This is a genomic window from Neorhizobium sp. DAR64872/K0K18 (assembly GCF_050500175.1).
Classification (GTDB): domain Bacteria; phylum Pseudomonadota; class Alphaproteobacteria; order Rhizobiales; family Rhizobiaceae; genus Neorhizobium; species Neorhizobium soli.
The window spans coordinates 696,432-722,690 of sequence record NZ_CP191445.1; the positions used below are offsets into that span (position 1 = coordinate 696,432).

General features: G+C 59.8%; 27 protein-coding genes. 13 read left to right on the top strand and 14 right to left on the bottom strand.

What is annotated here, in order from left to right; translation table 11 throughout:
- Window positions 1-100: 100 nt before the first annotated feature.
- From ACQY1P_RS03115 to ACQY1P_RS03150, 8 genes are all read right to left on the bottom strand, one after another.
- Entirely contained in the window at window positions 101-622 is a 522-nt protein-coding gene (locus ACQY1P_RS03115; RefSeq protein ID WP_092664216.1) for a flavin reductase, read from the bottom strand.
- A 39-nt stretch (window positions 623-661) separates the two neighbouring features.
- On the bottom strand, window positions 662-1,441 hold the full coding sequence (gene rutD, locus ACQY1P_RS03120; RefSeq protein WP_430252836.1) for a pyrimidine utilization protein D: 780 nt from the start codon (window positions 1,439-1,441) through the stop codon (window positions 662-664).
- Between the two features lie 4 nt (window positions 1,442-1,445).
- Entirely contained in the window at window positions 1,446-1,832 is a 387-nt protein-coding gene (gene rutC, locus ACQY1P_RS03125; RefSeq protein ID WP_062458958.1) for a pyrimidine utilization protein C, read from the bottom strand.
- A gap of 26 nt (window positions 1,833-1,858) precedes the next feature.
- Entirely contained in the window at window positions 1,859-2,593 is a 735-nt protein-coding gene (gene rutB, locus ACQY1P_RS03130) for a pyrimidine utilization protein B (protein WP_062576451.1), read from the bottom strand.
- Window positions 2,590-3,681 (bottom strand): pyrimidine utilization protein A, encoded by a 1,092-nt coding sequence (rutA, locus tag ACQY1P_RS03135; protein ID WP_430252838.1) that lies wholly within the window; start codon window positions 3,679-3,681, stop codon window positions 2,590-2,592. The genes rutB and rutA overlap by 4 nt, the downstream gene beginning before the upstream one ends.
- Before the next feature lie 211 nt (window positions 3,682-3,892).
- Entirely contained in the window at window positions 3,893-4,711 is an 819-nt protein-coding gene (locus ACQY1P_RS03140; RefSeq protein WP_325264532.1) for a bifunctional allantoicase/(S)-ureidoglycine aminohydrolase, read from the bottom strand.
- Between the two features lie 76 nt (window positions 4,712-4,787).
- Window positions 4,788-6,320 (bottom strand): UxaA family hydrolase, encoded by a 1,533-nt coding sequence (locus tag ACQY1P_RS03145; protein ID WP_430252840.1) that lies wholly within the window; start codon window positions 6,318-6,320, stop codon window positions 4,788-4,790.
- 55 nt (window positions 6,321-6,375) lie between these two features.
- A complete protein-coding gene (locus tag ACQY1P_RS03150) occupies window positions 6,376-7,062 on the bottom strand; it encodes a FadR/GntR family transcriptional regulator (protein WP_062458943.1) in 687 nt (228 codons plus the stop codon).
- Window positions 7,063-7,282: 220 nt separating this feature from the next.
- Between ACQY1P_RS03150 and ACQY1P_RS03155 the strand changes: the two genes are divergently transcribed.
- From ACQY1P_RS03155 to ACQY1P_RS03205, 11 genes are all read left to right on the top strand, one after another.
- On the top strand, window positions 7,283-8,875 hold the full coding sequence (locus tag ACQY1P_RS03155; RefSeq protein WP_430252842.1) for a sugar ABC transporter ATP-binding protein: 1,593 nt from the start codon (window positions 7,283-7,285) through the stop codon (window positions 8,873-8,875).
- A complete protein-coding gene (locus tag ACQY1P_RS03160) occupies window positions 8,868-9,896 on the top strand; it encodes an ABC transporter permease (RefSeq protein WP_062458936.1) in 1,029 nt (342 codons plus the stop codon). Before ACQY1P_RS03155 ends, ACQY1P_RS03160 begins: the two co-directional genes overlap by 8 nt.
- Window positions 9,897-9,979: 83 nt before the next feature.
- Entirely contained in the window at window positions 9,980-10,921 is a 942-nt protein-coding gene (locus tag ACQY1P_RS03165) for an ABC transporter substrate-binding protein (RefSeq protein ID WP_113110057.1), read from the top strand.
- Window positions 10,922-10,995: 74 nt separating this feature from the next.
- Window positions 10,996-12,009, top strand: a complete 1,014-nt coding sequence (locus tag ACQY1P_RS03170; protein WP_430252844.1) for an aldo/keto reductase — start codon at window positions 10,996-10,998, stop codon at window positions 12,007-12,009.
- 3 nt (window positions 12,010-12,012) lie between these two features.
- Window positions 12,013-12,834, top strand: a complete 822-nt coding sequence (locus tag ACQY1P_RS03175) for an amidohydrolase family protein (protein ID WP_430252846.1) — start codon at window positions 12,013-12,015, stop codon at window positions 12,832-12,834.
- A 1-nt stretch (window position 12,835) separates the two neighbouring features.
- Window positions 12,836-13,846, top strand: coding sequence for a zinc-binding alcohol dehydrogenase family protein (locus ACQY1P_RS03180; protein ID WP_430252848.1), 1,011 nt, complete (start codon window positions 12,836-12,838; stop codon window positions 13,844-13,846).
- 11 nt (window positions 13,847-13,857) lie between these two features.
- Window positions 13,858-14,187, top strand: coding sequence for an L-rhamnose mutarotase (locus ACQY1P_RS03185; protein ID WP_092664237.1), 330 nt, complete (start codon window positions 13,858-13,860; stop codon window positions 14,185-14,187).
- 25 nt (window positions 14,188-14,212) lie between these two features.
- Entirely contained in the window at window positions 14,213-14,944 is a 732-nt protein-coding gene (locus tag ACQY1P_RS03190; RefSeq protein WP_062576470.1) for an SDR family oxidoreductase, read from the top strand.
- 76 nt (window positions 14,945-15,020) lie between these two features.
- On the top strand, window positions 15,021-16,298 hold the full coding sequence (locus tag ACQY1P_RS03195; protein ID WP_430252850.1) for an L-fuconate dehydratase: 1,278 nt from the start codon (window positions 15,021-15,023) through the stop codon (window positions 16,296-16,298).
- A gap of 63 nt (window positions 16,299-16,361) precedes the next feature.
- Window positions 16,362-17,477: an anhydro-N-acetylmuramic acid kinase gene (locus ACQY1P_RS03200; RefSeq protein ID WP_430252852.1), complete on the top strand. Its 1,116-nt coding sequence runs from the start codon at window positions 16,362-16,364 to the stop codon at window positions 17,475-17,477.
- 50 nt (window positions 17,478-17,527) lie between these two features.
- Window positions 17,528-19,039: a S10 family serine carboxypeptidase-like protein gene (locus tag ACQY1P_RS03205; RefSeq protein WP_325264509.1), complete on the top strand. Its 1,512-nt coding sequence runs from the start codon at window positions 17,528-17,530 to the stop codon at window positions 19,037-19,039.
- A gap of 80 nt (window positions 19,040-19,119) precedes the next feature.
- Here the strand turns inward: ACQY1P_RS03205 and gnd are convergent, their stop codons facing one another.
- A complete protein-coding gene (gene gnd / locus ACQY1P_RS03210) occupies window positions 19,120-20,106 on the bottom strand; it encodes a phosphogluconate dehydrogenase (NAD(+)-dependent, decarboxylating) (RefSeq protein ID WP_174197496.1) in 987 nt (328 codons plus the stop codon).
- Between the two features lie 203 nt (window positions 20,107-20,309).
- Here gnd and ACQY1P_RS03215 point away from each other — a divergent pair, with 203 nt between their 5' ends.
- Both ACQY1P_RS03215 and ACQY1P_RS03220 read left to right on the top strand, forming a co-directional pair.
- Window positions 20,310-20,483: a hypothetical protein gene (locus ACQY1P_RS03215; RefSeq protein ID WP_165699857.1), complete on the top strand. Its 174-nt coding sequence runs from the start codon at window positions 20,310-20,312 to the stop codon at window positions 20,481-20,483.
- 366 nt (window positions 20,484-20,849) lie between these two features.
- Complete coding sequence (locus tag ACQY1P_RS03220; protein WP_430252854.1) at window positions 20,850-21,239, top strand: DoxX family protein; 390 nt, start codon at window positions 20,850-20,852, stop codon at window positions 21,237-21,239.
- Between the two features lie 134 nt (window positions 21,240-21,373).
- On the opposite strand, the gene ACQY1P_RS03225 is transcribed toward ACQY1P_RS03220, so the two are convergent.
- The 5 genes from ACQY1P_RS03225 to ACQY1P_RS03245 form a co-directional block, all read right to left on the bottom strand.
- On the bottom strand, window positions 21,374-23,104 hold the full coding sequence (locus ACQY1P_RS03225; protein ID WP_113165103.1) for an extracellular solute-binding protein: 1,731 nt from the start codon (window positions 23,102-23,104) through the stop codon (window positions 21,374-21,376).
- A gap of 73 nt (window positions 23,105-23,177) precedes the next feature.
- Complete coding sequence (locus ACQY1P_RS03230; RefSeq protein ID WP_062458904.1) at window positions 23,178-23,459, bottom strand: DUF2160 domain-containing protein; 282 nt, start codon at window positions 23,457-23,459, stop codon at window positions 23,178-23,180.
- Window positions 23,460-23,472: 13 nt separating this feature from the next.
- The gene (locus ACQY1P_RS03235) at window positions 23,473-24,300 is read right to left on the bottom strand and encodes a carbohydrate ABC transporter permease (protein ID WP_062576484.1); all 828 of its coding nucleotides are present in this window, start codon (window positions 24,298-24,300) and stop codon (window positions 23,473-23,475) included.
- Window positions 24,301-24,314: 14 nt separating this feature from the next.
- Window positions 24,315-25,181, bottom strand: a complete 867-nt coding sequence (locus tag ACQY1P_RS03240) for a carbohydrate ABC transporter permease (RefSeq protein WP_062576486.1) — start codon at window positions 25,179-25,181, stop codon at window positions 24,315-24,317.
- A gap of 5 nt (window positions 25,182-25,186) precedes the next feature.
- Window positions 25,187-26,257, bottom strand: a complete 1,071-nt coding sequence (locus ACQY1P_RS03245) for an ABC transporter ATP-binding protein (RefSeq protein ID WP_430252857.1) — start codon at window positions 26,255-26,257, stop codon at window positions 25,187-25,189.
- Window positions 26,258-26,259 lie beyond the last annotated feature (2 nt).

A 26,259-nucleotide genomic window follows, 5' to 3' on the forward strand; every position in this document is an offset into this window, starting at 1 on the left:
CTTCCCATGAACTCCTGCCCTTACGTTCAGACCATGCGCTTTGACCTTGGGCGATCATCCGAGCATTGCTCGTCTGAATAAACCCCAATGTCACTCCCCACTAAAGCGCGTGATACTTTCGATCGAGATAGATAAGCGACTGACCAGCCTTTGGCTGCACCGTGGTGAGCACTTCGCAGATCAGGATGTCATGCGTGTGACCGTCGGCAACGGACACAACGCGGCAATCGAAACAGACGAGAGCGTCCTCGAGTGCCGGGCTGCCCGTTGTTAGCGGCGCCCACGTTGCTCCGGCAAACCGTTCATCGACGGGCGTCTTACCCCCGAAAAGCTGGCTGAGGTCTGCATGGTCGGCCGAGAGGACGTTGACGCAGAGGACGCCGTTTTCCTTAAGCGGCAAATAGGCGCTCGAGGTTCGGTTGAGGCAAACGAGAAGCGTCGGGGGACTGTCGGAAACGCTGCAAACTGCGGTGGCGGCAAATCCGGCACGGCCACCCGGTCCATCCGTGGTGACGATATGAACGGCGGCGCCGAGGCGCGACATCGCGTTTCGGAAGTTCATCCGTGCGTCAACGACTTCTGGATTAACGTCGAGCGCAGGGGCAGATGCATTCACGGACATGGCTATCTCAAAACTTTCAGCTCGAGCGTACAGATGAAATCAAACCCGGCTTAGAAAATCTACCACGAGTTTGTTGAATTTCGGTGCATCAACGATATTCACCGCATGTGCGCCGAAATCCAGCAAAGCGAGTTCGGCATTGGGCATCGTGTTCGAAAGCCGTACCGAGCGGGTGTAGGGCACAAGGAGATCATCCTTAGTGGCGACCAGCAAGGTCTGATGGGTGATTTCGGCAAGCCGGTCGCCGATGTCGAAGCTTCTCAGAGCTGCAATGCGCCTCATGATGTTCTGCTCGCCCTGAAAATGGGCCGCTGCATGCGCCTCCTCGGCATTCATGCGTTCGGCGTTTTCAGACATCCAGACGGCCGGATAGAGAAACAGCGGTTGCGCCTTCACGAAGGCCGGGACGCCGGAGTTTTTGAGAAGCGCAATCCGCACGTCGAAACAGCGGCCGGAATGCGGATCGGCCTTGTCCCATGCATTGATCAGCACAAGCCTGTCGATCATCTCCGGCTGTCGTGCGGCGATTTCGAGCCCGATTAGACCACCAAGCGCATGGCCCATGAAGCTGAATGTCGTGAGGCCGAGCTCTTCCGCGAGCTCCAGGACGTCATCCGCCATGGCCGCGATGCCGCCTTGCTCGGGCACCTCGCCGGGTGAACGGCCGGTCCCGAAATGATCGTAGGTGACCACCCGGAAGTGCTCGGAAAGCGCCTCGATCTGCGGCGTCCAGTAGGCGCCGCTGCCGCCGAGGCCGGAGGACAGGATGATGGTCGGCGCGTCCTCTCCCGACGCGCCGAAAATATCGTAGTGAACCATGCCGTTACTTGCCGATGTGGGCGACTGTGGCGATCTCAACCAGAGCGTCCGGCTTCACCAGGCCGCACTGAACGCAATACCTGGCTGGCTTGTCGCCCGGGAAATACTCCGCGTAGACCTTGTTCACGGCCTGATAATTCGCCCAGTCGGTGATGAAGATATGGTTCATCGTGACATCCTCCATCGTGCCGCCGGCGGTCTCGATGACGGATTTGATGACCTCCAGGACGTGACGTGTCTGTGCTCCGGCATCACCCACATGGACGACGTCGTTGTTCTTGTCGAAGGGCAAGGTCCCCGAGACGTAGACAATGCCGTCTGCCAGCGTTCCCGGCGAATAGGGCGCGATCGGCTTCTGGGTTCCTTCCGGAACGATGATCGACTTTGGCATAGCGTTCTCCTCTATTGTCTTGACGTTCACATATCGGTGGGAGCGGCCTGGCTGATGGCGCCGCAGAAATCATTGACGGTCGCGACCCAGCCGAAGAATTTCTCGACGTTGTAGACGGTCGCCTGCTGGATGAAATCCGGCCCCAGATGATGGGTCGCATCCTCCAGCATGACGCCGAAATATTCGAGGTGAAACGCGTCGCGCAGCGAGCTTTCAACGCAGACATTGGTGGCAATGCCGACGAAGACGAGATTGCGGATGCCGCGTGCGCGCAGAACGCTGTCCATATTGGTGTTGAAGAAGCCCGAGTAGCGGGTCTTCGGCACGAGGATGTCGCCAGGCTTCGGCTGCAGCTCGTCTACGATCGCGTAGTCCCAGGTGCCCTTGGCAAGAAGCTGGCCCTGCAGTTCCGGCCGCGCCCGCATGGTCTTCAGCGCATTCGACTTGTGCCAGTTGGGAGAGCCGGGGCCGCCGGCTTCCACATAGTCCTTGTCCCAACCGTTCTGGAAATAGATCACCTGCACGCCGTTCTCGCGCGCTGCATCCAGCGTCTTCTTGATATTCGCGATCGTACCCTTGGCGCCGGCGATGTCGAAGCCGGCAAGATCGACATAGCCGCCTTCCGTCGAATAGGCGTTCTGCATGTCGACGACGACGACGGCGGTTTCCGATGGCTTCATCGAGATCGGTTCCGGGCGTGCGGGAAGCGTCACGCTTTCCAGACGGCTTGCCGGTGCCTGATATCCTGCGACAGCAGTCATTCCGCAGCCTCCAGTTCCATCTTGATGTGCTGGCGGCTTTTCATCAGCGGCTGCACGAATTGTCCGAACTTTTCGATGCCTTCGAGAAAATCGTCGAAGGTCAGCATGACACCACCGGTGCCCGGCACTTCCGCCATTTCGTCCAGCATCGCCGCGACTTCGGCGTAGGAGCCGATGATCGTTCCCATGTTGATGTTGACCGCCGAAACCGGGTTTGCCATGTGGCGGACATTGGTATCGGAGCCGGACTTGGTATCAACAGCGCTCTGAAGGCCGAGCCACTTGATCGCGTCCTGATCGGCACCGGCCTTGTAGTGCTCCCACTTGGCCCAAGCGTCTTCGGATTTCTCCTCGGCAAGAACCATGGTCAGCACGAACGAGCGCACGTCGCGGCCGGTCTTTTCGGTGGCTGCCAGCAGCCGTTCGTTGGTCGGCGCAAAGGCCTTCGGTGTGTTGACGCCGACGCCGAAGCAAAAGCTGTAATCGGCATATTCCGCCGAGAAGGCCATGCCGGCATTGGATGAGCCCGCGCAGATCACCTTCACATCCCCTTCCGGGATCGGCTTCATGCGGCAGTCGTCCATCTGGAAATACTTGCCCTTGAGATCCGACTGACCGGTGGTCAGGAGTTCCTTCAGAACGGTCGTGTATTCGCCGAGATAGGCATAGCGATCGGCGAAATAGTCGTCGCCGGGCCAGAGCCCCATCTGGCTGTATTCGGGGCGCTGCCAGCCGGTGATCAGATTGATGCCGAAGCGTCCGCCGGAAATGCTGTCGATCGTCGTTGCCATGCGCGCAACGATTGCCGGTGCCATGATCAGTGTTGCGGCCGTGCCGAACAGTTTGATCTTGGACGTGACGGCGGCAAGGCCTGCCATCAGCGTGAAGGATTCCAGATTGTAGTCCCAGAATTCCGTCTTGCCGCCGAAGCCGCGCAGCTTGATCATCGACAGCGCGAAATCAAACCCGTATTTTTCGGCCTTGAGCGTGATTTCCTTGTTCAGCTCGAACGACGGCTTGTACTGCGGTGCGTTTTCCGAAAGCAGCCAACCGTTGTTGCCGATTGGGATGAAGACTCCGACTTCCATATTCCGATCCTTCCATGCTGGATTTCCAGGCAATGCGATAAACAGAACGGACGCAAGCTACGTGCCAGTTGTAGCCTCTCATAAGTTTCAATGACTTGCCAGACGGCGCCTCGAAGATATTTTATCGGCTGATAAATTTTTGACCATTTGATAAATTTTTCGGTGGGAGATCTGCCGAAGCCGTGTGCAGCAACGGCTTCGGCAGGTCCCGTTACAGTGCGGGATGCCGGTTGACGTCTTTGTAGAGCAGGTAGCGGAAGCGACCGGGACCACCGGCATAGCAGGCCTGCGGGCAGTAGGAGCGCAGCCACATATAGTCGCCGGCTTCCACCTCGACCCAATCCTGGTTCAGGCGGTAGACGGCCTTGCCTTCGAGAACATAGAGCCCGTGTTCCATGATGTGGGTTTCCATGAACGGGATCACCGCACCCGGCTCGAAGGTGACGATGTTGAGGTGCATGTCATAGCGGATGTCTGAGGGATCGATGAAGCGGGTCGTCGCCCATTTGCCGTCCGTATCGGGCATAGGGTCGAGCACGCAGTCGTCTTCATGGGTAAAGATCTCCGGCGGCATGTCCAGACCATCGACCACCTGGAACGCCTTGCGAACCCAGTGGAACCGCACCGGAGCGTCACTGCGGTTCCAGATCTGCCATTCCGAGCCTGCCGGCAGATAGGCAAACGATCCGGTCCGCAACTGGTTTTGCTGGCCGTCCATCTCGATCGTCATTTCCCCATCCACGACGAAGATGGCGGCCGAGGCGCGCGGGTCGGGCTCGGGACGAGCGCTACCGCCCTGCGGAGCGACTTCCATGATGTATTGCGCAAAGGTTTCGGCGAAACCGGAGAGCGGCCGGGAAATGATCCAGGCCCGCGCATTCTCCCAATGCGGCAGCATGCTGGTGACGATGTCGCTCATGACAGTACGCGGGATGACCGCATAGGCGGTGGTGAACACCGCCTTGCTGCTGAGAAGGTCCGTCTGGGGCGGCAGGCCACCCATATTCGAGTAGTAACGGCTGGTCGTCATGCGCTGCGATTCCCCATGCTTGGCTTATCCCTCAGGTGTAAGCACGGTTTTCAGCACGGGCAATATCCGTTTTCCGTCAGGTCACGGCTCCGACCTGCCATGGCACGAATTCGTTGTCGCCATAGTCGTAGATCTCGCTCACGGTCTTTTCGCCGGAGGCGACCGCGATCACATGCTCGAAAATACGCTCGCCGGACTGCTCGATCGTCTCGTCGCCGGTGACGATCCCACCGCAGTTGATGTCCATGTCTTCCTTCATGTGATCGTACATTTCGGAATTGGTGGCGATCTTGACGCAAGGGGCCGGCTTGAAGCCGGAAACCGAGCCGCGGCCGGTGGTGAAACAGATGACGTTGCAGCCGCCGGCGACCTGGCCGGTCACGGCGACCGGATCATAGCCGGGCGTGTCCATGAAGACGAAGCCCTGCTCTGTCACCGTCTCGGCAAACTCGTAGACCGCCTTCAGCGGCATGGAGCCACCCTTGGCGACAGCACCGAGTGACTTCTCGAGAATGGTCGTGAGACCGCCAAGCTTGTTGCCGTAGGAGGGATTGTTGTTCAGCTCGTCACCGTTGCGCGCCGTATAGTCGCGCCACCAATCGATGCGCGACAGAAGCTTCTGCGCGACCTCAGGTGTCGACGCGCGACGCGTCAGCAGATGTTCTGCACCGTAGATCTCAGGCGTTTCGGCAAGAACGGTCGTGCCGCCATTGCGGACGATCAGATCCGAAGCATGGCCGAGCGCCGGGTTTGCGGAAATACCCGAATAGCCATCCGAGCCGCCGCATTCGAGAGCAAGCTTCAGTTTGGACAGCGGCTGCTCCGTGCGCACCGCGGAATTCACCATGGGCAGCATTTCCTTGATGATGGCGATCGCGGCGTCGATCGTCTTCTTGGTACCGCCATGCTGCTGGATCGTCATCGTCCGCAGCCGCTCGCCCTCCTCCATACGGTAATGTTCGAGGATCGGTGCGATCTGGTTGGTCTCGCAGCCGAGGCCGATCATCAGGATCCCACCGAAATTGGGATGCCGGGCGTAGCCCTGGATGGTGCGGATCAGCAGGCGATAGCCTTCCGACTTGTTGTTGATCGCGCAGCCGCTGCTATGCGTCAGCGCCACGACGCCATCGATATTGCCGAACCCGTCCAACCCACCCATGCGGTTGAAATAGTCCGCAATGTAACGGGAGACGGTGGCGGAACAGTTCACCGAAGAAATGATGCCGATGTAGTTGCGCGTTCCGGCGCCGCCGAGGCCGCGATCGAAACCCATAAAAGTCCGGCGCTGCTCGAGCGGCAAAAGGGCGCGTTCGCCACCATCGACGCAGAACTGGTGCTCATGGGTGGATGGGAGCATGGCCAGATTGTGCAGGTGCACGTGATTGCCGGGCGCGATGTCCTGCGTCGCAAGACCGATCACCTGACCGTATTTCTTGACTTCCTGGCCGGCCGCAATCGCCCGCAGCGCAACCTTGTGGCCACGGCCGATCAGATCGCGCGCCATTAAGGCCTCGATACCAACGGGCGAACCCTGCTGGATCGACCGGCGGGCAACGGCAACGTCATCGGCAGTATTGAGCACGATGACCGGGGATGTCATGTCATTCATAATGGACCTCCTCCCTGGAGGTATCAAAATCGGGGTTGGTTATGGTTTTCCGCTGCTAGTGGTCAAGCCAGCGGCGTTTCGATTCCTCCAGATGCATGCGCATCATTGCCTGGGCTAGCAGCCCGTCACGCGCCTCCAGCGCGGTCAGGATTTCCTCATGCTCCGCGAGGGCGCAACTCCATGTTTCCGGTGTTTCGAAATGCTCCCGAAGCTGGGCGGAAAGAGGGCTGTGCCGATCGTCAAACAGATCGCCGATGATGCGGCCAATGACACTGTTTCCCGACTGGGTGGCGATCGTCAGGTGGAACTGGCGATCCTGGTCGACCGGTTTGCGGCCTTCCTCTATCTCGATCGCCATCGCGTCGAGCGTCTGACGAAGCGTAGCAAGGGCCTCCGGCGTGATGCGCGCGCAGGCAAGAACGATGGCGGCACCCTCGATTGTCGCACGCGCCTGCATCAGCTCGGCCGGGCTCTCTCCCATGGACCCCGACCATGCAGCGCGCCGCTCGGCGGCCGGAACGACATAGACACCAGACCCCATGCGGATCTCGACAGTGCCGTCCAGTTCAAGCGCGATCAACGCCTCGCGTAGCGACGGGCGCGACACACCAAGCTGCTGCGCAAGCTCGCGTTCCGCCGGCAGGCGCTGGCCGAAACGAAACTGCCCATTCTGCACCAAGCCGCGGATCTGGTCTGCGATCTGTTGATAAAGCCGGCGTTCCGGGATCCGAATTCCGTTCATAAGCGCTCCAAAACTGGCCTTACCATATTGCCTGACCGTTGAACTGGCAAGGCCAATGACGACAGCTATATGTTCCGTAACCCTGAGAAAACACAAATTTCGCCCTTCGCCACGAAACTGGCTTGACCATTTTGGTAAGGCCGCCTAGCAATATTGGCCAGACCGGATGGGTGGAGCTGACCGGCAGTCGCAAGCTTGCGACAAGAGGAGGATGTGGAGGATGCAGACCGATCATTCGGTACTCGAGGCGCGTTTGCGCCCGGCCGTTGGCGTGCCAGCAGCTGACGCACTTCTGCGGCTCGACAACATCTCAAAGGAATTTCCGGGCGTCAAAGCTCTGGCCGACGTCAGCTTCGACCTTCGTCGCGGCGAAGTGCATGCCGTGTGCGGCGAAAACGGCGCAGGCAAATCAACGCTGATGAAGATCATCAGCGGCGTTTATCAGCCCACATCCGGAACCATCACCTACAAGGGCGAAGAGCGGAATTTCTCGTCGACGCGGCAGTCCGAATCCGCTGGCATCGCCATCATCCACCAGGAACTCAATCTCGTTCCGCATCTGACCGTCGCCGAAAACATCTATCTGGCCCGCGAGCCCCGCCGCGGCTTTCTGGTCGATCGCAAGAAGCTTCGGGCAGATGCCAAACGCTGCCTCGACCGGCTCGGCGTGGATATCAGTCCCGATGTCTCCGTCCGTGGGCTTTCCGTGGCGCAGTGCCAGATGGTGGAAATCGCCAAGGCATTGTCGCTGGATGCCGAAGTGCTGATCATGGACGAGCCGACCTCGTCTCTGACCGAGCAGGAAACGCGGCTTCTGTTCAAGGTCATCCGTGATCTCAAGGCATCGGGCGTCGGGGTCGTCTACATTTCCCACCGGCTTGACGAGATGGCCGAAATCGTCGATCGCGTCACCGTCCTGCGTGACGGTCGTTACATCGCCACAGACGATTTTGCCGCGACGACCGTCGATGACATCGTTGCCAAAATGGTTGGCCGCTCGCTGGAAGAAAAGTTTCCCGACAGAACCTCGACGCCCAGTGACGACGTCATTCTCGGCGTGCAAGGTCTCAATCGCACCGGTGTCTTCAGCGACATCTCGTTCACGCTTCGACGCGGCGAAATTCTCGGTTTTGCAGGCCTGATGGGTGCCGGGCGCACGGAAGTCGCACGCGCAATCTTCGGCGCCGATGCGATCGATGCCGGCACGATCACCCTGCATGGCCAGACACTGTCGATCTCCTCGCCGCGGGATGCGATCGATGCGGGCATCGCCTACCTCTCGGAAGACCGCAAGGCACAAGGGCTGGCGATCAAGATGCCTGTTGATGCGAACATGACGCTCGCCAACATGGAAGCGCTCTCCGATCGCTTGGGACTGATCGATTTCAAGGCGCAGGACAAGGTCGCCAACGAGTATGTCGAGCTCCTTAACATCCGCACGCCGTCGATCCGGCAGCAGGTGCGGCTTCTCTCGGGCGGTAACCAGCAGAAGATCATCATCGGCAAATGGCTTTTCCGCAAGTCGAAGGTCCTGTTCTTCGATGAGCCAACCCGCGGCATCGACGTGGGCGCCAAGCTCGCGATCTACAGGATCATGGACGAACTGGCGGCAAACGGCATCGGCGTCGTGCTGATCAGTTCGGAACTGCCCGAAATCATGGGCATGACGGACCGGGTTGCGGTCTTTCATCATGGCCGCATCACCGGCGTGCTGGAAACGGCAAAGACCAACCAGGAAGAGATAATGCGCTACGCCTCCGGCTACAGCCGGACATCAGGTGCGGACGCTGGCGCAAGGAGCAAGCATGGCTGATATTACCGAACCCTCGAAGTCGCGCAGTGTTTCGCTGAGCGACCGGCAAAAGGACATCATCCAGAAGTTTGCCGCACTCGGCAGCCTGTTCGTTCTCGTGCTGGTTTTCTCCTTCAGCAGCAACGCCTTCTTCACGGTCAACAATGCGATGACGATCGCCTTGCAGGTCACCTCGATCGCGCTTCTCGGCATCGGTGCCACCTGCGTCATCATTACCGGCGGCATCGATTTGTCCGTCGGCTCCGTGCTCGCGCTGGCAGGCGTCGTCGCGGCTCTCTGCGTCAAGGAGCTCGGCCTGCCGGTTCCGCTCGGCATGTTCGTCGGCATTCTCGTCGGCAGCCTGTGTGGCCTGATCAACGGCATTCTGGTGACCCAGATGAAACTGCCGCCCTTTATCGCGACGCTCGGCATGATGCTGATCGCCCGCGGCGTGGCACTTCAGATCACCGGTGCCCGCGCCGTCTCAGGCCTCGGCGAATCCTTCGGCGTGCTCGGCAACGGCTCGTTGTTTCGCGTCGTCACCATCGGCGACGATGGCTTTCCGACGGTGGTCTTCCCAGGCATTCCCTATCCCGTCATCCTGATGATCGTGATCGCGATCGCCGTGTCCTTCATGCTGAACCGCTCCGTGCTCGGCCGCCATATCTATGCGGTCGGTTCGAATGCGGATGCAGCCCGGCTGTCCGGCGTCAACGTCGCCCGCGTCACCAATTTCACCTATATATTGTCAGGCACGCTCGCTGGTTTGACCGGTTGCGTGCTGATGTCCCGCCTCGTGACGGCGCAGCCGAACGAAGGCGTGATGTACGAACTCGATGCCATCGCCAGCGCCGTCATCGGCGGCACCTCGCTGATTGGCGGTGTCGGCACGATTTCCGGAACGGCAATCGGCGCCTTCGTCATCGGCATCCTGCGCAACGGGCTCAACATGAACGGCGTTTCCGCCTTCACACAACAGATCATCATCGGCCTCGTCATCCTGATCACCGTCTGGATCGATCAACTGCGCAACCGCCGGTGAAGAAGGGTGCGGACCCTTTCCGCGATAATGGGGGTGGGAGTTCCCCGGGGCGGCCAAAGCCGTCCATTTGAGGAGGATTGAACATGAAGAAACTAGCAACCGCGTTGCTTGCCTCGGCGATGATCTTGGGTGCGGCCTCCGCACAGGCAGCCGAGATCGCTGTCATCGTCAAGACCGTCAACTCGACCTTCTGGCAGAACGTCCAGAAGGGCGCTGATGCCGCCATGAAGGAAGTCGGCGCCGGGAACACGATGACCTTCCAGGGTCCGGCATCGGAATCGGCCATTGCCGACCAGGTCAACATGGTCGAAAACGCCGTCAACCGCGGCGTCGCCGGCATCGTACTTGCGCCGTCCGATCCGGACGCGCTGATCCCCGCCGTCAAGAAGGCCTGGGAAGCCCGTATTCCGGTCGTAATCGTCGACTCGATGCTGAGCAAAGGCTCGGAACAGTATTACCAGTCGTTCCTTGCGACCGACAACAAGACCGCCGGCGAACTGGCTGCCAAGGCGTTGATCGAGAAGGTCGGCAAGGACGGCAAGATCGCCGTCATGTCCTATGTGGCAGGCGCCGGCTCAGAAATCGGCCGTGTCGGTGGCTTCACCGATTATATCAAGGCAAACTCGAAGCTCCAGATCGTCGGCCCGTTCTACTCGCAGTCGCAGATGGCGACGGCGCTGAACCAGACCACGGACGTTCTAGCCGCCAATTCCGACCTCAAGGCCATCTTCGGCGCCAATGAGCCTACGGCGATCGGCATGGGCCGCGCCATCAAGCAGTCCGGCAAGTCGGGCAAGCTTGTCGCAATCGGTTTCGACGGTAACCAGGACCTGCAGGAATTCGTCAAGGACGGCACGCTTCAGGCGATCGCAGTCCAGGGCTCGTTCCAGATGGGCGATCTCGGCGTCAAGACGATCTCCAAGCTCCTGAAAAAGGAAAAGGTCGAGAAGTTTGTCGATACGGGTGTCGTCGTCGTCACCAAGGACAATATCGACAAGCCGGAAGCCAAGAACGTTCTCTACTAAGCCTCCCCGCCTCGATACGCGTCGCGAATGGCGCGTATCGTCTTTCTCTGCAATGATGAAACGAAGGTTGCCCGATGAACGCCAGTGATACCCGCAAATTCCCGCGTGTCGATTTGGATGTGACGCTGATCGGCCTCGGCTGCGCCCAGATGGGCAACCTTTATCGCGTCACGCCCTATGCGGAATCCGCCGGCGCTTTTAAGTCCGCGTGGGATGCCGGTATCCGCTATTTCGACACCGCACCCTTCTACGGCTTTACCCGCTCCGAACGCCGCCTTGGAACGATGCTGACCGATCTTCCCCGCGAAGACTATGTTCTGAGCACCAAGGTCGGGCGCGTCATGACGCCGGATGAGACGGTTGGTCCGGAAGAGGACGGCTACGCCGAGCCCCTGCCCTTCCGTCCTGTCTACGACTACAGCTATGACGGCATTCTGCGGTCCTTCGAGGCGAGCCAGCAGCGCCTTGGAATCCTGAAGCCCGACATACTCTATATTCACGATATTGGTCGCATGACGCATGGCGACCGCCACGACCATTACTGGCAGCAACTGACCGATGGCGGCGGCTTCAAGGCGCTGGGCAAGTTGCGGGACGAAGGGTCGACCAAGGCTGTCGGCCTCGGCGTCAACGAATGGGAAGTCGTCGCCGACGCGATGAAGGTTTTCGACATCGATTGCACGATGCTCGCCGGTCGCTACACGCTGCTTGAACAGGACAGCCTCGCCTTTATGGATGAATGCGCGAAGCAAGGTGTTGCGATCGTTGCCGCAGGACCGTTCAATTCGGGGCTTCTCGCCGGCAACAAGAAGTTCAACTATACCGAAGCGCCGGCTGAGATCCTTGCGCGCGTCGAGCAGTTGCGTGCCGTCTGCGAGGAAGAAGGCGTGACGTTGCAGGCGGCCGCACTCCAGTTTCCGCTGGCGCATCCGGCTGTCGCGACGATCGTCTCCGGCGCCCGCAATGCCGAACAGATCACCTCGAATGTCGACTGGTTTGCCGAGGAAATCCCTGCATCCTTCTGGTCGCGCCTGAGGGAAAGCGGGCTTCTGATCGAAGGTACCCCTCTACCCGGCATCGGAGCCTGATCGATGCGCATTGATGCCCACCAGCATTTCTGGCGGATCGCCGACCGGACAGGCCAATGGCCGGGGCCCGAGCTCGCTGCCATTCACCGGGATTTCCTGCCGGACGATCTGCGGCCGTTGCTGGAAGAGGCCGGCGTCGATGGCACCGTGCTGGTGCAGACGATGGAGACGCAGGCCGATACGCAGTTCATGCTGGATCTCGCCGACAACCACCCTTTCATCCTGGGCGTGGTCGGCTGGACGGATTTGAAAGCATCGGATGTGCAGGAGAATATTGGACAGCTGGCAAGCCACCGCAAGCTGAAGGGTTTCCGCCCGATGCTGCAGGACTTGGCTGATGACCGGTGGATCGATGATCCCGCGCTCGATATCGGTATCGCTACGGTGATCGAACATGATCTGGTCTTCGACGCCCTTGTGCTTCCGAGGCATCTGGCACCGCTTTGCAACTTCGCGCGGCGCCATCAGGAACTCCCGATCGTCATCGATCACGGCGCCAAGCCGCCGATCGCGGAGGGACGGTTTATCGACTGGTACGCCCGCATGAAAGCGCTGGCGGCCCTGCCGAATGTGCATTGCAAGCTATCGGGCCTTCTCACCGAAGCGCGAGACCAGAAGCCGCAATCCGTGCGCCCCTATGCGGAAACGATATTCGACCTGTTCGGACCGGATCGCGTCATCTGGGGCAGCGACTGGCCGGTCCTGAGGCTTGCCGGTGAATACGGTGCGTGGCTCCAGCAATGCCTGGACATCGTTCCGAAAGAGAACCATGCGGCCGTCTTCGGCGGCAATGCCAAACGTTTCTATCGACTGAAAGAGATCTAGGATGCTGACTATCATATGCGATGAACCGGGCAAACTTTCGGCGATCGAGCGAGACAAGCCCGCACGTGGCGAAGGCGAGGTGCTTCTGAAGGTCCGCCGTATCGGCGTCTGTGGTACCGACCTGCATATCTTCACCGGCAACCAGCCCTATCTTTCCTATCCGCGCGTCATGGGTCACGAACTCGCGGCAACCGTCGAGGAAGCGCCTGAGGGAAGCTCGCTTCAGGTCGGCGATATCGTCTCGATCATCCCCTACATTTCCTGTGGCCACTGCAATGCCTGCCTGAAGGGCAAGACCAACTGCTGCCGCAATATCGGCGTGCTCGGCGTCCATCGCGATGGCGGCATGACGGAATATCTTAGCATTCCCGAGCAGTTCGCGGTGAAGGCAGACGGACTGACGCTTGATCAGGCTGCCATGGTCGAGTTTCTGGCGATCGGCGCACATGCCGTCGCCCGCGCACGGGTCGAAAACGGTCAGAAGGTTCTCGTCGTCGGGGCCGGCCCGATCGGTCTGTCGGTCGCAATTTTTGCGCAGCTGGAAGGTGCCGAGGTTACTGTCATCGACGGTCGTGAAGACAGGCTGGAGTTCGCCAAGAGCCAGTTGGGCATTACGTCCACGGTCGCGCTTTCCGCTGATGACGCCGACCAGCTTTCCGCGATCACCAATGGCGATTTTTTCGACGCGGTGTTCGACGCGACCGGTAACCCGAAAGCGATGGAGCGCGGCTTCTCCTTTGTCGGGCATGGCGGCACCTATGTCCTGGTGTCGATCGTCTCCAGCACGATCGGCTTTTCGGATCCCGAGTTTCACAAACGCGAAACGACGCTTCTCGGCAGCCGCAACGCGACGATCACAGACTTCGAGCGGGTGATGGACGCGATGCGCGCTGGTGAGGTGCCGGACGCCTTGATTACGCACCGCATGCACCTCTCAGAGGTCCCGGACCGGTTTTCCAAGCTGACCGACCCCGCGCAGGCGGTGGTCAAGGCGCTCATCGAAGTCGCCTGAGGAGTAAAGTCATGCAACGCATGGGAATGATGATCGGCGTGCAGCCGGAGATGCTTGCCAAGTATCGGGAACTGCATGCGGCGGTATGGCCGGAAATCCTCGACTTGATTTCCCGCTGCAACATCAGGAACTATACGATCTTCCTGCGCGAACCGGAAAACCTCCTGTTCGGCACATGGGAATATCACGGCACCGATTTCGCAGCCGACATGGCGCGGATGGCGGCCAATGAGAAGAACCAGGAATGGTGGGCCTTTACCATTCCCTGCCAGAAGCCCCTGGAAACGCGGGCTGAAGGTGAATGGTGGGCGATGATGGAAGAAGTTTTCCATCATGACTGACATGCAGAGAGGAGAGTTGAAGTCGATGGCAAATCTGAATGGCAAGACAGTTCTGATCACCGCGGCGGGTCAGGGGATCGGCCGCGCCAGTGCGCTTGCCTTCATCGCGGCAGGCGCCAAGGTTCATGCCACCGATATCAACGAGACGGCTCTTTCCGAGTTGCCGAAGCTCGACAACTTGACAACGGCAAAGCTCGACGTGCTGAACGAGGACGCGGTCAAGGCCTGCGTCTCTGATATCGGTCAGGTCGACGTGCTCTTCAACTGCGCAGGCGTCGTGCACGCCGGTTCGGTGCTGGAGATGCCGGATAGCGATCTCGATTTTGCCTTCGATCTCAACGTGCGGGCCATGATCCGCACGATCCGTGCCGTGCTGCCGGGCATGCTGGAGCGCAGGGATGGCGCGATCATCAACATGGCCTCCGTGGCTTCCAGCGTGAAGGGCGTGCCGAACCGTTTCGCCTATGGTGTGACCAAGGCAGCTGTGATCGGACTGACCAAATCGGTCGCGGCCGATTACGTGACGCAAGGCATCCGCTGCAATGCGATCTGCCCGGGCACAGTGGAAAGCCCGTCGCTTCAGGACCGCATGCGCGCCCAAGGCGATTACGAAACGGCCCGTGCCGCCTTCATCGCCCGCCAGCCGATGGGCCGTCTTGGATCGCCGGAAGAGATCGCCGATCTCGCCGTCTATATTGCCACGGCCACCTATACGAGCGGACAGGCCTTCGCCATCGACGGCGGCTGGACCATCTGAGCCTTTCAATCCTCTGCCGTCCTTTACGGCGCACCACCCGATCATCTTGAACCGCCGACCAGCGGAAGGAATAGCTATGGCCAAAGTTATCGATATGCGGGTTGTCGACCTGCGCTTTCCGACCTCTCAGAGCCTCGACGGTTCCGACGCCATGAACCCGGATCCGGATTATTCGGCAGCCTACGTGATCCTCGAAACCGACGATCCGGCCCTTGAAGGACACGGCCTGACCTTCACGATCGGCCGCGGCAACGACATCTGCTGCATGGCGATCGAGGCGATGCGCCATCTCGTGGTCGGCGCCGATACGGAGGTGATGAAGGCCAATCCGGGTAAATTCTGGCGGCACCTGACCGGCGACAGCCAGTTGCGATGGATCGGCCCGGACAAGGGCGCCATGCATCTTGCGACCGGCGCCGTCGTCAACGCCTTCTGGGATCTGCTCGCCAAGGAAGAAGGCAAGCCGGTCTGGCGGCTTGTGGCGGACATGTCGCCGGAAGAAATCGCCGATATCATCGACTATCGCTATCTGACCGACGTCCTCACACGCGACGAGGCTCTTGCCATTCTCAGAAAAGCCGAGGCAGGGAAGCCGGAACGGATCGCCAATCTCGAAAGCAAGGGCTACCCCTGCTACACGACCTCCGCCGGCTGGCTCGGCTATGATGACGAGAAGCTGCGCAGGCTTTGCCAGGAAGCGATCGATGCCGGTTTCGATCATATCAAGATGAAGGTCGGTCGCGATCTGGAAGACGACATTCGCCGTCTGACCATCGCGCGCGAGGTGATCGGCCCGGACCGTTACCTGATGATCGATGCCAACCAGGTCTGGGAGGTCGACCAGGCGATCGACTGGGTGAACAAGCTCGCGTTCTCCAAGCCCTTCTTCATCGAGGAGCCGACCAGCCCGGATGACATTGCCGGTCACCGAAAGATCCGCCAGGCGATCGGGTTGGTGAAGGTTGCCACTGGCGAGATGTGCCAGAACCGTATCATGTTCAAGCAGTTCATCGCCGAGGGTGCGATCGATATCGTGCAGATCGACAGCTGCCGCATGGGCGGGCTGAACGAGGTTCTCTCCGTCCTGCTGATTGCCGCCAAATATGGCCTCCCGGTCTGGCCGCATGCCGGCGGCGTCGGCCTTTGCGAATATGTCCAGCATCTCTCGATGATCGACTACGTTGCGGTGTGCGGCACGATGGAAGGCCGCGTCATCGAGTATGTCGATCACCTGCACGAGCATTTCCTCGAACCCTGCGTCATCGAGAACGCCGCCTATAAGCCGCCGAAAATGCCCGGCTTCTCGATCGAGATGAAGGCAGAGACGCTTGAGGAATTCCGCTTCGGACGTTGAGGGCGATGGCGGTCTCTGTTACTCCCGGGTAATTGCGTCGCTTGAACTCGAGGGGGATCTCCAATGGAGCCAATCTGGGCCGTCGGCCTGATGACCGGGACCGTCCTCGACGGCAATATCGACGTTGCGCTCTTGAAGACCGACGGCGAAACGGTGGAGACAGCAGGCGCCTATACGTTGGCGCCCTATCCGCCCGAGATCCGGTCTCTTCTCGAGGAAACGCTCGCCCAAGCGCGCGTCTGGGAATTCGAAGGACCGGAGCCCGCGATCTTCGCCGTGGCCGAGGAGGCATTGACGCGGGCGCAATCGCGCGCAGTGCAGGATCTTGTTGAAAGCGCCGGCATGACGATGGCCGATATCGACATTGTCGGCTTTCACGGCCAGACCGTTCTCCACCGTGCACCGACCCGGGAACGCCTCGGCGACACGCGGCAGCTCGGTGATGGCGAATTGATGGCGTCGATCCTGGGCTGCAAGGTCGCCTATGATTTCAGAACCGCGGACGTTCGCGCCGGTGGTCAGGGCGCACCGCTTGCCGCGGTCTATCACGCGGCGCTGCTGCGTGGCGTCGATCGATCGGGAGATAGCGCCGTTCTCAACCTCGGCGGTGTCGGCAATATCAGCTGGTGGGATGGCGAGGATCTGGTGATCGCCTTTGATACCGGCCCGGCCAACGCCCCGCTCAACGATTTCATCAAGTCGCTCGGGCTTGGCGAGATGGACAGGGACGGCGCGCTTGGTGCTTCGGGCACGGTCGATGAAGAGCGCCTGGCACGTCTGCTCCAGCATCCGTACATGACGGCGCCCTATCCGAAATCGCTCGACCGCTATTCGTTTACCGCGGCCATGGCCGACGGTCTTTCGCCGGAAGACGGCGCGGCCACACTTTCAGCCTTCACCGCGTCAGCGGTCGGCAAGGCGCTCGATCTCTTGCCGAGACGTCCGAAACGGCTGATCGTGGCCGGTGGCGGACGTCGCAACCCGACGATCATGGCGATGCTCGAACAACGCGCCGGCGTCGAGGCCGTCTCTGCCGACGAGTTCGGTTGGCGGGGCGATGCCGTCGAGGCGGAACTGTTCGCGTTCCTCGCAGTGCGCGTGCTACGCGGTCTGCCGATCAGTTTTCCGACGACGACAGGTGCGCCACGGCCTCTGCAGGGCGGACGACTGGCGGGCTGACTTGAGCCTCAAGCGGAATTGAGTTTCCCGGATGGGTCATGCCGCCCTACATGACTGATATAGCCGTCACGGAGGAAACAGCTTTGCGTCTTTACCGGATCCTTGCATCCATCCTGGTGCTTCTTGCGCTTTCCGCCCCGGTTGGGGCGCAACAGCCCCCTGGCATACTCGGGCTTATCCCCGATGACAGCACGACCGAGCATGTTCTCAAAACCGGGAGCAGCGCCGATCTGCCCTATACAGCGACCGCCGGGACGCTTGACCTGTTCGGCCAGGACGGCAACCGAACTGCCAAGATCTTCTACACGGCCTATATCGCCAAGGATCGTACGCCGGGTCGTCCGCTCACCTTCGCCTTCAACGGCGGCCCGGGTGCCGCATCGGCCTATCTGCATCTCGGGCTGCTGGGCCCGCGGATCATCGAATTCGGCAAGAACGGCAACGACGGCACCGCACCTGAGATCAGGGACAATCCGCAGAGCTGGCTCGCGTTCACCGATCTCGTCATGATCGATCCGGTTGGCACCGGATGGAGCCGTGCCGCCAGCGACGATGTCGCCAAGAATTTCTACGGTGTCCGTCAGGATGCCGACAGCCTTGCCAAGGTGATCTCCCTCTACGTCCAGAAGAACGACCGGCTGAATACGCCGAAATATCTCGTCGGCGAAAGCTACGGAGGTTTTCGCGCGGCGAAAGTCGCGATCGCGATGAAGAACAACCAGGGCATCATCCCCTCCGGCATCATCATGCTCTCGCCGTTCATCGAGGGCCGCTTCCTCGCCAATTCCGACGATCCGCTGAGCGCCGCACTGCAACTGCCCTCGCTTGCGGCAGCCGAGATGGAGCGTACCAAAAGCTTCACGCCTGAAAAGCTCGCCGAAGCCGAACGCTTTGCGTTGCGCGATTATCTTCCGACAGTGGCGGGTGCTGCTCCGACGGGCGAAGAAGCCGAGGCTTTCTATGGAAAGCTCGCTGGTCTCACGGGTATCCCGAAAGATGTCGTTGCCAGAACGCGCGGGCTGGTCGGCGATGTCTACGGGAAGCAGATGGGTGGACCGGGCCGGGTCGTCAGCCCCTATGATGCATCCTATGCCGTACCGGACGCCTATCCCGAGGATGCGTATGGGCGCAACGACGATCCCATTCTGGAGGGCTACACCCGTGCCTACAGTGCAGCCTTCACCTCCTATGCGAAAGGCGAGCTGAAGTTTTCAAGCGACATGACCTACTCGCTTTTGAACGAGGATGTGAACCGCCGGTGGGAATGGAATGGCAGCCGGGGCGGCGATGCTCGCGCGCTTGCCAGCGCTTCAACTGACATCCGCGACCTGCTGTCGGTCACCCCGTCCTTCCGCCTGCTGGTCGCGCATGGTCACAGCGATGCGCTGACACCCTATGGTGTGAGCCGCTACGTGCTTGATCATCTGCCGACACAGTTGGCAGCCGGCCGGGCAGAACTGAAGACCTATAGCGGCGGCCACATGTTCTATACCAACCCGTCGTCGAGGGCGGCATTCCTGAGCGATGCGAAAGCGTTCTACGAGACAAAGACGGTAGAATAGGACTAAGCCCAGTCTATCGAGCTTTTCAAAAGAGTCCGGCACCCGAGGGGTGCCGGATTTCGTATGGGATATGACCCAGCCTATTTCTTTTCAGAGTGGCCGCCGAAGGCTGCCCGAAGCGCCGACAGAACCTGGTTCGAATACTGCTCGTGACCCTGCGACGAAAAGCGCTGGAAGAGAGCGGACGACAGGACCGGAAGCGGCACGCCGGTATCGATACCGGCCTTCATCATCCACCGTCCCTCGCCGGAATCCGAAACTCGACCACTGAAGGCGTCAAGCGTCGGATCGTTGTGCAGAGAGCCGGCGAGAAGATCGAGCAGCCACGACGAAACGACGCTGCCGTGACGCCAGACTTCGGTGATTTCGGCCACGTCCAGATCGTAGTGATAGTAGTGCGGATTGGCGAGCGGGCTGGTTTCCGCATCGGCGCTACGTGCCACCTTGCCGATATTGGCAGACTTCATCAGGTTGAGGCCTTCGGCATAGGCCGCCATCATGCCGTATTCGATGCCGTTGTGGACCATCTTCACGAAGTGACCTGATCCTGCCGGGCCGCAATGGATATAGCCAAGTTCCGAGGTCCGCTGTGCCTCCTTGCCGGCTCCCGGGGACAGCGACAGGAAGATCGGATCGAGGCGCTTCACCGCTTCATCCGGTCCGCCGATCATCAGGCAATAGCCGCGTTCCAGACCCCAGACGCCACCGCTCGTGCCGACATCGATATAGTCGAGGCCGATGCCCGAAAGACGCCCTGCGCGATCGATATCGTCCTGGTAGTTGGAGTTTCCGCCGTCGATCAGCACGTCGCCGGCCGCCATGACACCCGAGAGCTTCTCGATCGTCTGGTCGGTGATCGCTGCAGGCAGCATCAGCCAAACGGTCGCCGGTTTCGCGAGCTTGGCGACCATATCTTCCAGCGAGGTGGCGCCCACGGCCCCTTCCCGCTCCAGAGCCTCGACATTGGCCTGACTGACATCGAATACCACACATTCATGGCCATCACGCAGGAGCCGTCGCACCATATTGGCGCCCATACGGCCGAGGCCTATCATTCCGATCTGCATTCCGTTTCCCTTCCGAAAAACCATGTTGTGGGTCCGAACCATCAGGCCCGACTGAGATGAGGCATATCAGTTCGTTCAGAAATTGACACGTGCAGACATGCACAGCAGATGCGCCGAAACCGCCAGCCTCGGCACGGGAAGAAAATACTGTTGACAACCTTCGGCGAAAATGAGAACAAAGAAAGAACATTGAGGAGAACGCCATGCAGAGAACTGAAGAGGTCGTCGCCCGTGCTCTTGCACTCGTGGCTCAGTCGAAGGCGCTCAGGGAACGTCATGACAAGGAACGCAAGGAGATCTATGGACGGATCGAGATTGCCAATCTTCGCAAGCCGCATGTTCCCAAGGGGATTCAACTGCCTCTCAACCTGCAGTGAATTGACTTTATCGTTGGAGGACGTGGTCCGCGTATACGTCTGATTCAGTCTGTTGCAAGGCTGCACTCGACTCGCTTCTGAAGAGGTGGTTCATTCCCTTCAACGGCGTAGGGGTGCTTAATGCTTCACGAATACAACGAGATCTTTATGCAGCAGCGGTATTTCATGAAGATACTGATGGCCTGGATTGGGGCAATTGCCTTGGGCTGTGTCCCCGTTTTGATGATCGTCAACGCGGTCACCATTTGAGAAGACGCTTCGGCGCTCTAGAGGTCTCGCGCATTCCATAACTGTTTCACGAAGACGTGCAGTTGACCTTCGTTTGGTCGATGTCAGAAGAGCATCGACATTTAACGGAGCTTCCCAATGGTCAACAAAATCCAGGCTTACCAGCCTGTTCTTCTCAGCATCCTGCGTATTGCCGTCGGCCTTGTCATCTTCTCCTTCGGCATGGCAAAAATCTTTCATTTCCACGCCGGTACCTTCATGCCGCCCACGGGCTCGTTGCCCTGGATCGCGGGTCTCTTTGAGCTTGTCTGCGGCTTCCTCTTCCTGGTCGGTTTCCAGACACGGATAGCGGCATTCCTCCTGTCCGGACTAATGGCCGCGGCTTACTTCATCAGCCACTTTCCCAAAAGCATTTTCCCGCCCGAAAACGGCGTAATGGCCGCTGCCGTGCTCTGCTTCGTGTTCCTGTATTTCGTCACGTCCGGAGCCGGACCGATCAGTGTCGATGCCAAGCTGAACAAGGCATAGGACCGGATCAAGGCAGGTTGGGAGGCTCTGCCGTGTGTCCGCAACAGTGACGAACGCGAAACGACCGCGCCGATGATGTTCGACGCGGTCGTCTCTTGCCGCCGCTTCCCCTTCGGGAGCCTTGATCGGTCAGATCACTTCTTCGCGTCAGCCCAGCTCTTCACCAGGTCGTCGTAGTTGACGGTGATCGGCTTTTCCTTTTCGTTCTCGATCTTCAGCTGCGGAGCCAGATTGCCCTTGGCGACCGCATCCTTGTTCCAGTAGGCCAGGTCATGCTCTTCGGCGAGCTTGGGGCCCATGTCCTTCTGGACGCCAGCGCGTTCCAGACGCTGGAGCACCTTCTCCTGCTCGGCGCAAAGCGAGTCCATCGCCAACTGTGGCGTCTTTGCACCCGATGCGGCATCGCCGATCGCCTGCCACCAAAGCTGTGCGAGCTTCGGATAATCAGGAACGTTGGTGCCGGTCGGCGACCACTGAACACGTGCCGGCGAGCGGTAGAACTCGATCAGGCCGCCGAGTTTCGGTGCGCGATCGGTAAAGCTCTGATGGCGGATCGAGCTTTCGCGGATCAGCGTCAGGCCCACATGGCTCTTCTTCAGGTCGACGGTCTTGGACGTGACGAACTGGGCGTAGAGCCAGGCCGCCTTTGCGCGGTCATCGGGCGTGGACTTCATCAGCGTCCAGGAACCGACGTCCTGATAGCCGAGCTTCATGCCGTCTTTCCAGTAGACGCCGTGGGGGCTTGGCGCGAAACGCCATTTCGGCGTGCCGTCCTCGTTCATGACAGGCAGGCCTGGCTTCACCATGTCGGCGGTGAAGGCCGTGTACATGAACATCTGCTGAGCGATTTCGCCGCCCGCGGGGACAGGACCGGATTCCGAGAAGTTCATGCCTTGGGCAGCTGGCGGTGCATAGGCCTTCATCCAGTCGAGATATTTCTGGATCGAATAGACGGAGGCAGGACCATTGGTGTCACCGCCGCGCGCCACGCAGGAGCCGACCGGCTGTGACTTTTCGTTGACCTTGATACCCCATTCATCGACCGGCAGACCGTTCGGTAGACCCTTGTCGCCGTTGCCAGCCATCGAAAGCCAGGCGTCGGTGAAGCGCCAGCCGAGCGACGGGTCCTTCTTGCCGTAGTCCATGTGGCCGAAGACCTTCTTGCCGCCGATATCACGGCCGGTGAAGAATTCCGCGATGTCTTCGTAAGCGGACCAGTTGACGGGAACACCGAGGTCGTAGCCGTATTTGGCCTTGAAATCAGCCTTGTTCTTGGCGTCGTTGAACCAGTCGTACCTGAACCAGTAAAGGTTGGCGAACTGCTGGTCCGGAAGCTGGTAGAGCTTCTTGTCGGGCGCGGTGGTGAACTTCAGGCCGATGAAGTCGTCGAGATCGAGGCCGGGATTGGTAACGTCCTTACCTTCCTTCGCCATGAAGTCCGTCAGAGAACGGGCCTGCTGGTAACGCCAATGCGTGCCGATCAGGTCGCTATCGTTGACATAGGCGTCATAGATGTTCTCGCCCGACTGCATCTGCGTCTGCAGCTTTTCGACGACATCGCCTTCGCCGATCAGGTCGTGGGTGATCTTGATGCCGGTGATCGCCGTGAAGGCTGGCGCCAGCACTTTCGACTCGTATTCATGCGTGGTCAGCGTTTCCGAGACGACCTTGATGTCGAGACCGGAGAAGGGCTTCGCCGCATCGATAAACCATTGCAGCTCCTTTTCCTGCTCGGCGCGCGAGAGGGAAGAAAGGTCCTTGATTTCCTTGTCAAGGAACTGCTTCGCCTCGTTCATGCCGGCGTGAGCCGTGCCTGCCAGTGCCAGCAATATGCCTGCTGTCGTTGTCAAAAGATGCCGTCGCATAATGTCCTCCCAGAGTTGCGATTGCGATTTCGTTTCGGCGCCAGTCCTCCCGCGCGCCGTATCAAACTTGCCTTCAGACGAAGCGGAAAACGCCGACGGCGTAGACCACAGCGAGGGCAAGAGCCCACCACAGATTGGGGCCGATCAGCCCCAACCATGCGAGATTGATGAATGCTGCACCAAGCAGCGAAATGAAGAGCCGGTCCCCCCGCGTTGTCTCGAAGCGCAGGATCCCAACCCGTGGCGCTCCCCCCGGAGAAAAATACTCCCAGATGCCCATCGCTGCAATCAAGGCGAAGATGGTCACGAAGAAAAGCGTCGTCGGCAGCGTCCAGGCCATCCATGAAAAACTCATGTGCGTTCTCCCTCTAGACCCGACCCAGGGCAAAGCCCTTGGCGATGTAGTTGCGGACAAAGTAGATCACGAGCGCGCCCGGCACGATCGTCAGCACGCCGGCGGCTGCCAGAACGCCCCAGTCCATGCCGGACGCCGAAACGGTGCGGGTCATGATGGCCGAAATCGGCTTCGCGGCAGTCGTCGTCAGCGTGCGGGCAAGCAGCAGTTCGACCCACGAAAACATGAAGCAGAAGAAGGCCGCGACGCCGATGCCGGACGCGATCAACGGCATGAAGATCTTCACGAAAAAGCGCGGGAAGGAATAGCCGTCGATATAAGCTGTTTCGTCGATTTCCTTCGGCACTCCGGACATGAAGCCTTCGAGAATCCAGACGGCCAGCGGGACGTTGAACAGGCAGTGGGCGAGTGCAACGGCGATATGCGTGTCGATCAGTCCGAAGGCGGAATAGAGCTGGAAGAATGGCAGCGCAAAGACCGCAGGTGGCGCCATCCGGTTGGTCAGCAGCCAGAAGAACAGGTGCTTGTCGCCGAGAAACCGGTAGCGCGAGAAGGCGTAGGCCGCGGGAAGTGCCGCCGCCACCGAGATCAGCGTGTTCAGACCCACATAGATAATCGAGTTGATATAGCCGTTGTACCAGGACGGATCGGTGAAGATCACTGTGTAATTCCGCAGCGTCGGGTTATGCGGGAAGAGGGAGAAGGTACCGGTGATCTCGGCATTCTCCTTGAAGCTCATATTGACCAGCCAGTAGATCGGCAGCAGCAGGAAGATGATGTAGATCGTCGAGACGAGCCAGGAGTAGCTGCGCGCCGGCTTGAATGTGTTGACTTGAGCCATCGTAACCGTCCTCCTCACGCGTCTTTGTCGCTGCTGGTCATGACCGTGTAGAAGATCCACGACATCAGCAGGATGATGAGGAAGTAGATGATCGACATCGCCGCGGCCGGCCCGAGGTCGAACTGCCCGACCGCCATCTTGACGAGATCGATCGACAGGAAGGTTGTCGAGTTGCCGGGCCCGCCGCCGGTGACGACGAAGGGTTCGGTATAAATCATGAAACTATCCATGAAGCGCAGGAGCACGGCGATCAGCAGCACCCGCTTCATCTTCGGAAGCTGGATAAATCGGAACACCGACCAGCGCGACGCGCCATCGATTTTCGCGGCCTGATAGTAGGCATCCGGGATCGACACGAGACCGGCATAGCAGAGGAGAACGACAAGGCTCGTCCAGTGCCAGACATCCATCACGATGACGGTGACCCAGGCATCGATCGGATCCCGGACATAGTTGTAGTCGATGCCGAGGATGGCGAGCGTGCGGCCGAGAAGGCCGATATCGACGCGACCGAACACCTGCCAGATGGTGCCGACTACGTTCCACGGGATCAGCAGCGGCAGCGCCATCAGAACGAGGCAGACCGGGACGCCTAGACCCTTTTTCGGCATGTTCAGCGCGATGAAGATGCCGAGCGGTATTTCCAGCGCAAGAATGATGACAGAGAACAGCAGGTTGCGCTGCAACGCCGCCCAGAACCGATCCGAATTCAGGATTTCGGTAAACCAGCCAGTGCCTGCCCAGAAGAATTCGTTGTTGCCGAACGTGTCCTGCACCGAGTAGTTCACAACGGTCATCAACGGTATCGCCGCTGAAAACAGGACCAGCAGCAGCACCGGAAGAACGAAGAACCAGGCCTTGTTGTTATAGGTCTTTTCCATGCCGTTCACGCCTCCCCGCCGACGCGCCAGGAATTGGCGTAAATATTGATACCTGCAGGATCAAAGCTCACGCGGGCTTCCGCCGGAATTTCGGTATTCTCGTCGGCGACGATCGCAAGCGGCTTTCCCTCGAATTCGGCGCGGACGATGCGCCGTCGGCCAATATCCTCGATCCGGCTGATCTTCACCGGCATGCCTTCTCGACCGAGATGGATGAACTCCGGACGGATGCCGAGTTCGATCCGGTCGCCCAGCTTCGTCTTCGGCGGCACATTGAGGTCCATTCGTTGACTGCCGACCACGACAGACCGCTCGTTCAGCTGCGCCGGCAGGACATTCATACCGGGCGATCCGATGAAATAGCCGACAAATGTATGGCTGGGCTTCTCGAACAATTCCGCAGGCGTGCCGATCTGCACGATCTCGCCCTCGTACATCACGACGACCTTGTCTGCGAAGGTCAGGGCCTCGGTCTGGTCGTGGGTGACATAGACCATGGTAAAGCCGAACTGCTTGTGGATCCGCTTCAACTGCGAACGCAGCACCCATTTCATATGGGGATCGATCACGGTCAGCGGTTCATCGAACAGGATGGCGTTGACGTCGTTGCGCACGAGGCCGCGGCCGAGTGATATCTTCTGCTTCTGGTCGGCGGTCAGGCCCCGCGCCTTGCGGTCGGCCCAATCGGCAAGATCGATGATCTCCAGCATGTCGCGAACGCGCCGATCGACTTCTGCCTCCGGTACTTTTCGGTTGCGCAGCGGAAAGGCCAGATTGTCGTAGACCGTCATCGTGTCGTAGATGACCGGGAACTGGAAGACCTGCGCGATATTGCGGCCCTGTGTCGAGACTTCCGTCACGTCGTTGCCATCAAACAGGATACGCCCGTGCGACGGCTGCAGCAGCCCGGAGATGATGTTCAGCAGCGTGGTCTTGCCGCAGCCGGAGGGGCCAAGCAGCGCGTAGGCGCCACCGTCGTTCCATTCGTGATGAACTTCGCGAAGCGCATAGTCGCTGTCGGCGACAGGGTTGGCGCCGTAGGCGTGGCGGATATGGTCGAGGGTGATGCGTGCCATGA

What these genes read in the sequence shown, in the direction of transcription:
- ACQY1P_RS03150 (WP_062458943.1), bottom strand. Translation starts at nt 7,062, where the DNA reads ATGAACGGAATTCGGATCCCGGAACGCCGGCTTTATCAACAGATCGCA.
- ACQY1P_RS03190 (WP_062576470.1), top strand. Translation starts at nt 14,213, where the DNA reads ATGGCAAATCTGAATGGCAAGACAGTTCTGATCACCGCGGCGGGTCAG.
- ACQY1P_RS03175 (WP_430252846.1), top strand. Translation starts at nt 12,013, where the DNA reads ATGCGCATTGATGCCCACCAGCATTTCTGGCGGATCGCCGACCGGACA.
- ACQY1P_RS03145 (WP_430252840.1), bottom strand. Translation starts at nt 6,320, where the DNA reads ATGAATGACATGACATCCCCGGTCATCGTGCTCAATACTGCCGATGAC.
- ACQY1P_RS03215 (WP_165699857.1), top strand. Translation starts at nt 20,310, where the DNA reads ATGCAGAGAACTGAAGAGGTCGTCGCCCGTGCTCTTGCACTCGTGGCT.
- ACQY1P_RS03245 (WP_430252857.1), bottom strand. Translation starts at nt 26,257, where the DNA reads ATGGCACGCATCACCCTCGACCATATCCGCCACGCCTACGGCGCCAAC.
- ACQY1P_RS03180 (WP_430252848.1), top strand. Translation starts at nt 12,836, where the DNA reads ATGCTGACTATCATATGCGATGAACCGGGCAAACTTTCGGCGATCGAG.
- ACQY1P_RS03235 (WP_062576484.1), bottom strand. Translation starts at nt 24,300, where the DNA reads ATGGCTCAAGTCAACACATTCAAGCCGGCGCGCAGCTACTCCTGGCTC.
- ACQY1P_RS03140 (WP_325264532.1), bottom strand. Translation starts at nt 4,711, where the DNA reads ATGACGACCAGCCGTTACTACTCGAATATGGGTGGCCTGCCGCCCCAG.
- ACQY1P_RS03185 (WP_092664237.1), top strand. Translation starts at nt 13,858, where the DNA reads ATGCAACGCATGGGAATGATGATCGGCGTGCAGCCGGAGATGCTTGCC.
- ACQY1P_RS03115 (WP_092664216.1), bottom strand. Translation starts at nt 622, where the DNA reads ATGTCCGTGAATGCATCTGCCCCTGCGCTCGACGTTAATCCAGAAGTC.
- rutD (WP_430252836.1), bottom strand. Translation starts at nt 1,441, where the DNA reads ATGGTTCACTACGATATTTTCGGCGCGTCGGGAGAGGACGCGCCGACC.
- ACQY1P_RS03220 (WP_430252854.1), top strand. Translation starts at nt 20,850, where the DNA reads ATGGTCAACAAAATCCAGGCTTACCAGCCTGTTCTTCTCAGCATCCTG.
- ACQY1P_RS03225 (WP_113165103.1), bottom strand. Translation starts at nt 23,104, where the DNA reads ATGCGACGGCATCTTTTGACAACGACAGCAGGCATATTGCTGGCACTG.
- ACQY1P_RS03200 (WP_430252852.1), top strand. Translation starts at nt 16,362, where the DNA reads ATGGAGCCAATCTGGGCCGTCGGCCTGATGACCGGGACCGTCCTCGAC.
- ACQY1P_RS03230 (WP_062458904.1), bottom strand. Translation starts at nt 23,459, where the DNA reads ATGAGTTTTTCATGGATGGCCTGGACGCTGCCGACGACGCTTTTCTTC.
- ACQY1P_RS03170 (WP_430252844.1), top strand. Translation starts at nt 10,996, where the DNA reads ATGAACGCCAGTGATACCCGCAAATTCCCGCGTGTCGATTTGGATGTG.
- rutA (WP_430252838.1), bottom strand. Translation starts at nt 3,681, where the DNA reads ATGGAAGTCGGAGTCTTCATCCCAATCGGCAACAACGGTTGGCTGCTT.
- rutB (WP_062576451.1), bottom strand. Translation starts at nt 2,593, where the DNA reads ATGACTGCTGTCGCAGGATATCAGGCACCGGCAAGCCGTCTGGAAAGC.
- ACQY1P_RS03155 (WP_430252842.1), top strand. Translation starts at nt 7,283, where the DNA reads ATGCAGACCGATCATTCGGTACTCGAGGCGCGTTTGCGCCCGGCCGTT.
- gnd (WP_174197496.1), bottom strand. Translation starts at nt 20,106, where the DNA reads ATGCAGATCGGAATGATAGGCCTCGGCCGTATGGGCGCCAATATGGTG.
- ACQY1P_RS03160 (WP_062458936.1), top strand. Translation starts at nt 8,868, where the DNA reads ATGGCTGATATTACCGAACCCTCGAAGTCGCGCAGTGTTTCGCTGAGC.
- ACQY1P_RS03195 (WP_430252850.1), top strand. Translation starts at nt 15,021, where the DNA reads ATGGCCAAAGTTATCGATATGCGGGTTGTCGACCTGCGCTTTCCGACC.
- ACQY1P_RS03165 (WP_113110057.1), top strand. Translation starts at nt 9,980, where the DNA reads ATGAAGAAACTAGCAACCGCGTTGCTTGCCTCGGCGATGATCTTGGGT.
- rutC (WP_062458958.1), bottom strand. Translation starts at nt 1,832, where the DNA reads ATGCCAAAGTCGATCATCGTTCCGGAAGGAACCCAGAAGCCGATCGCG.
- ACQY1P_RS03240 (WP_062576486.1), bottom strand. Translation starts at nt 25,181, where the DNA reads ATGGAAAAGACCTATAACAACAAGGCCTGGTTCTTCGTTCTTCCGGTG.
- ACQY1P_RS03205 (WP_325264509.1), top strand. Translation starts at nt 17,528, where the DNA reads ATGACTGATATAGCCGTCACGGAGGAAACAGCTTTGCGTCTTTACCGG.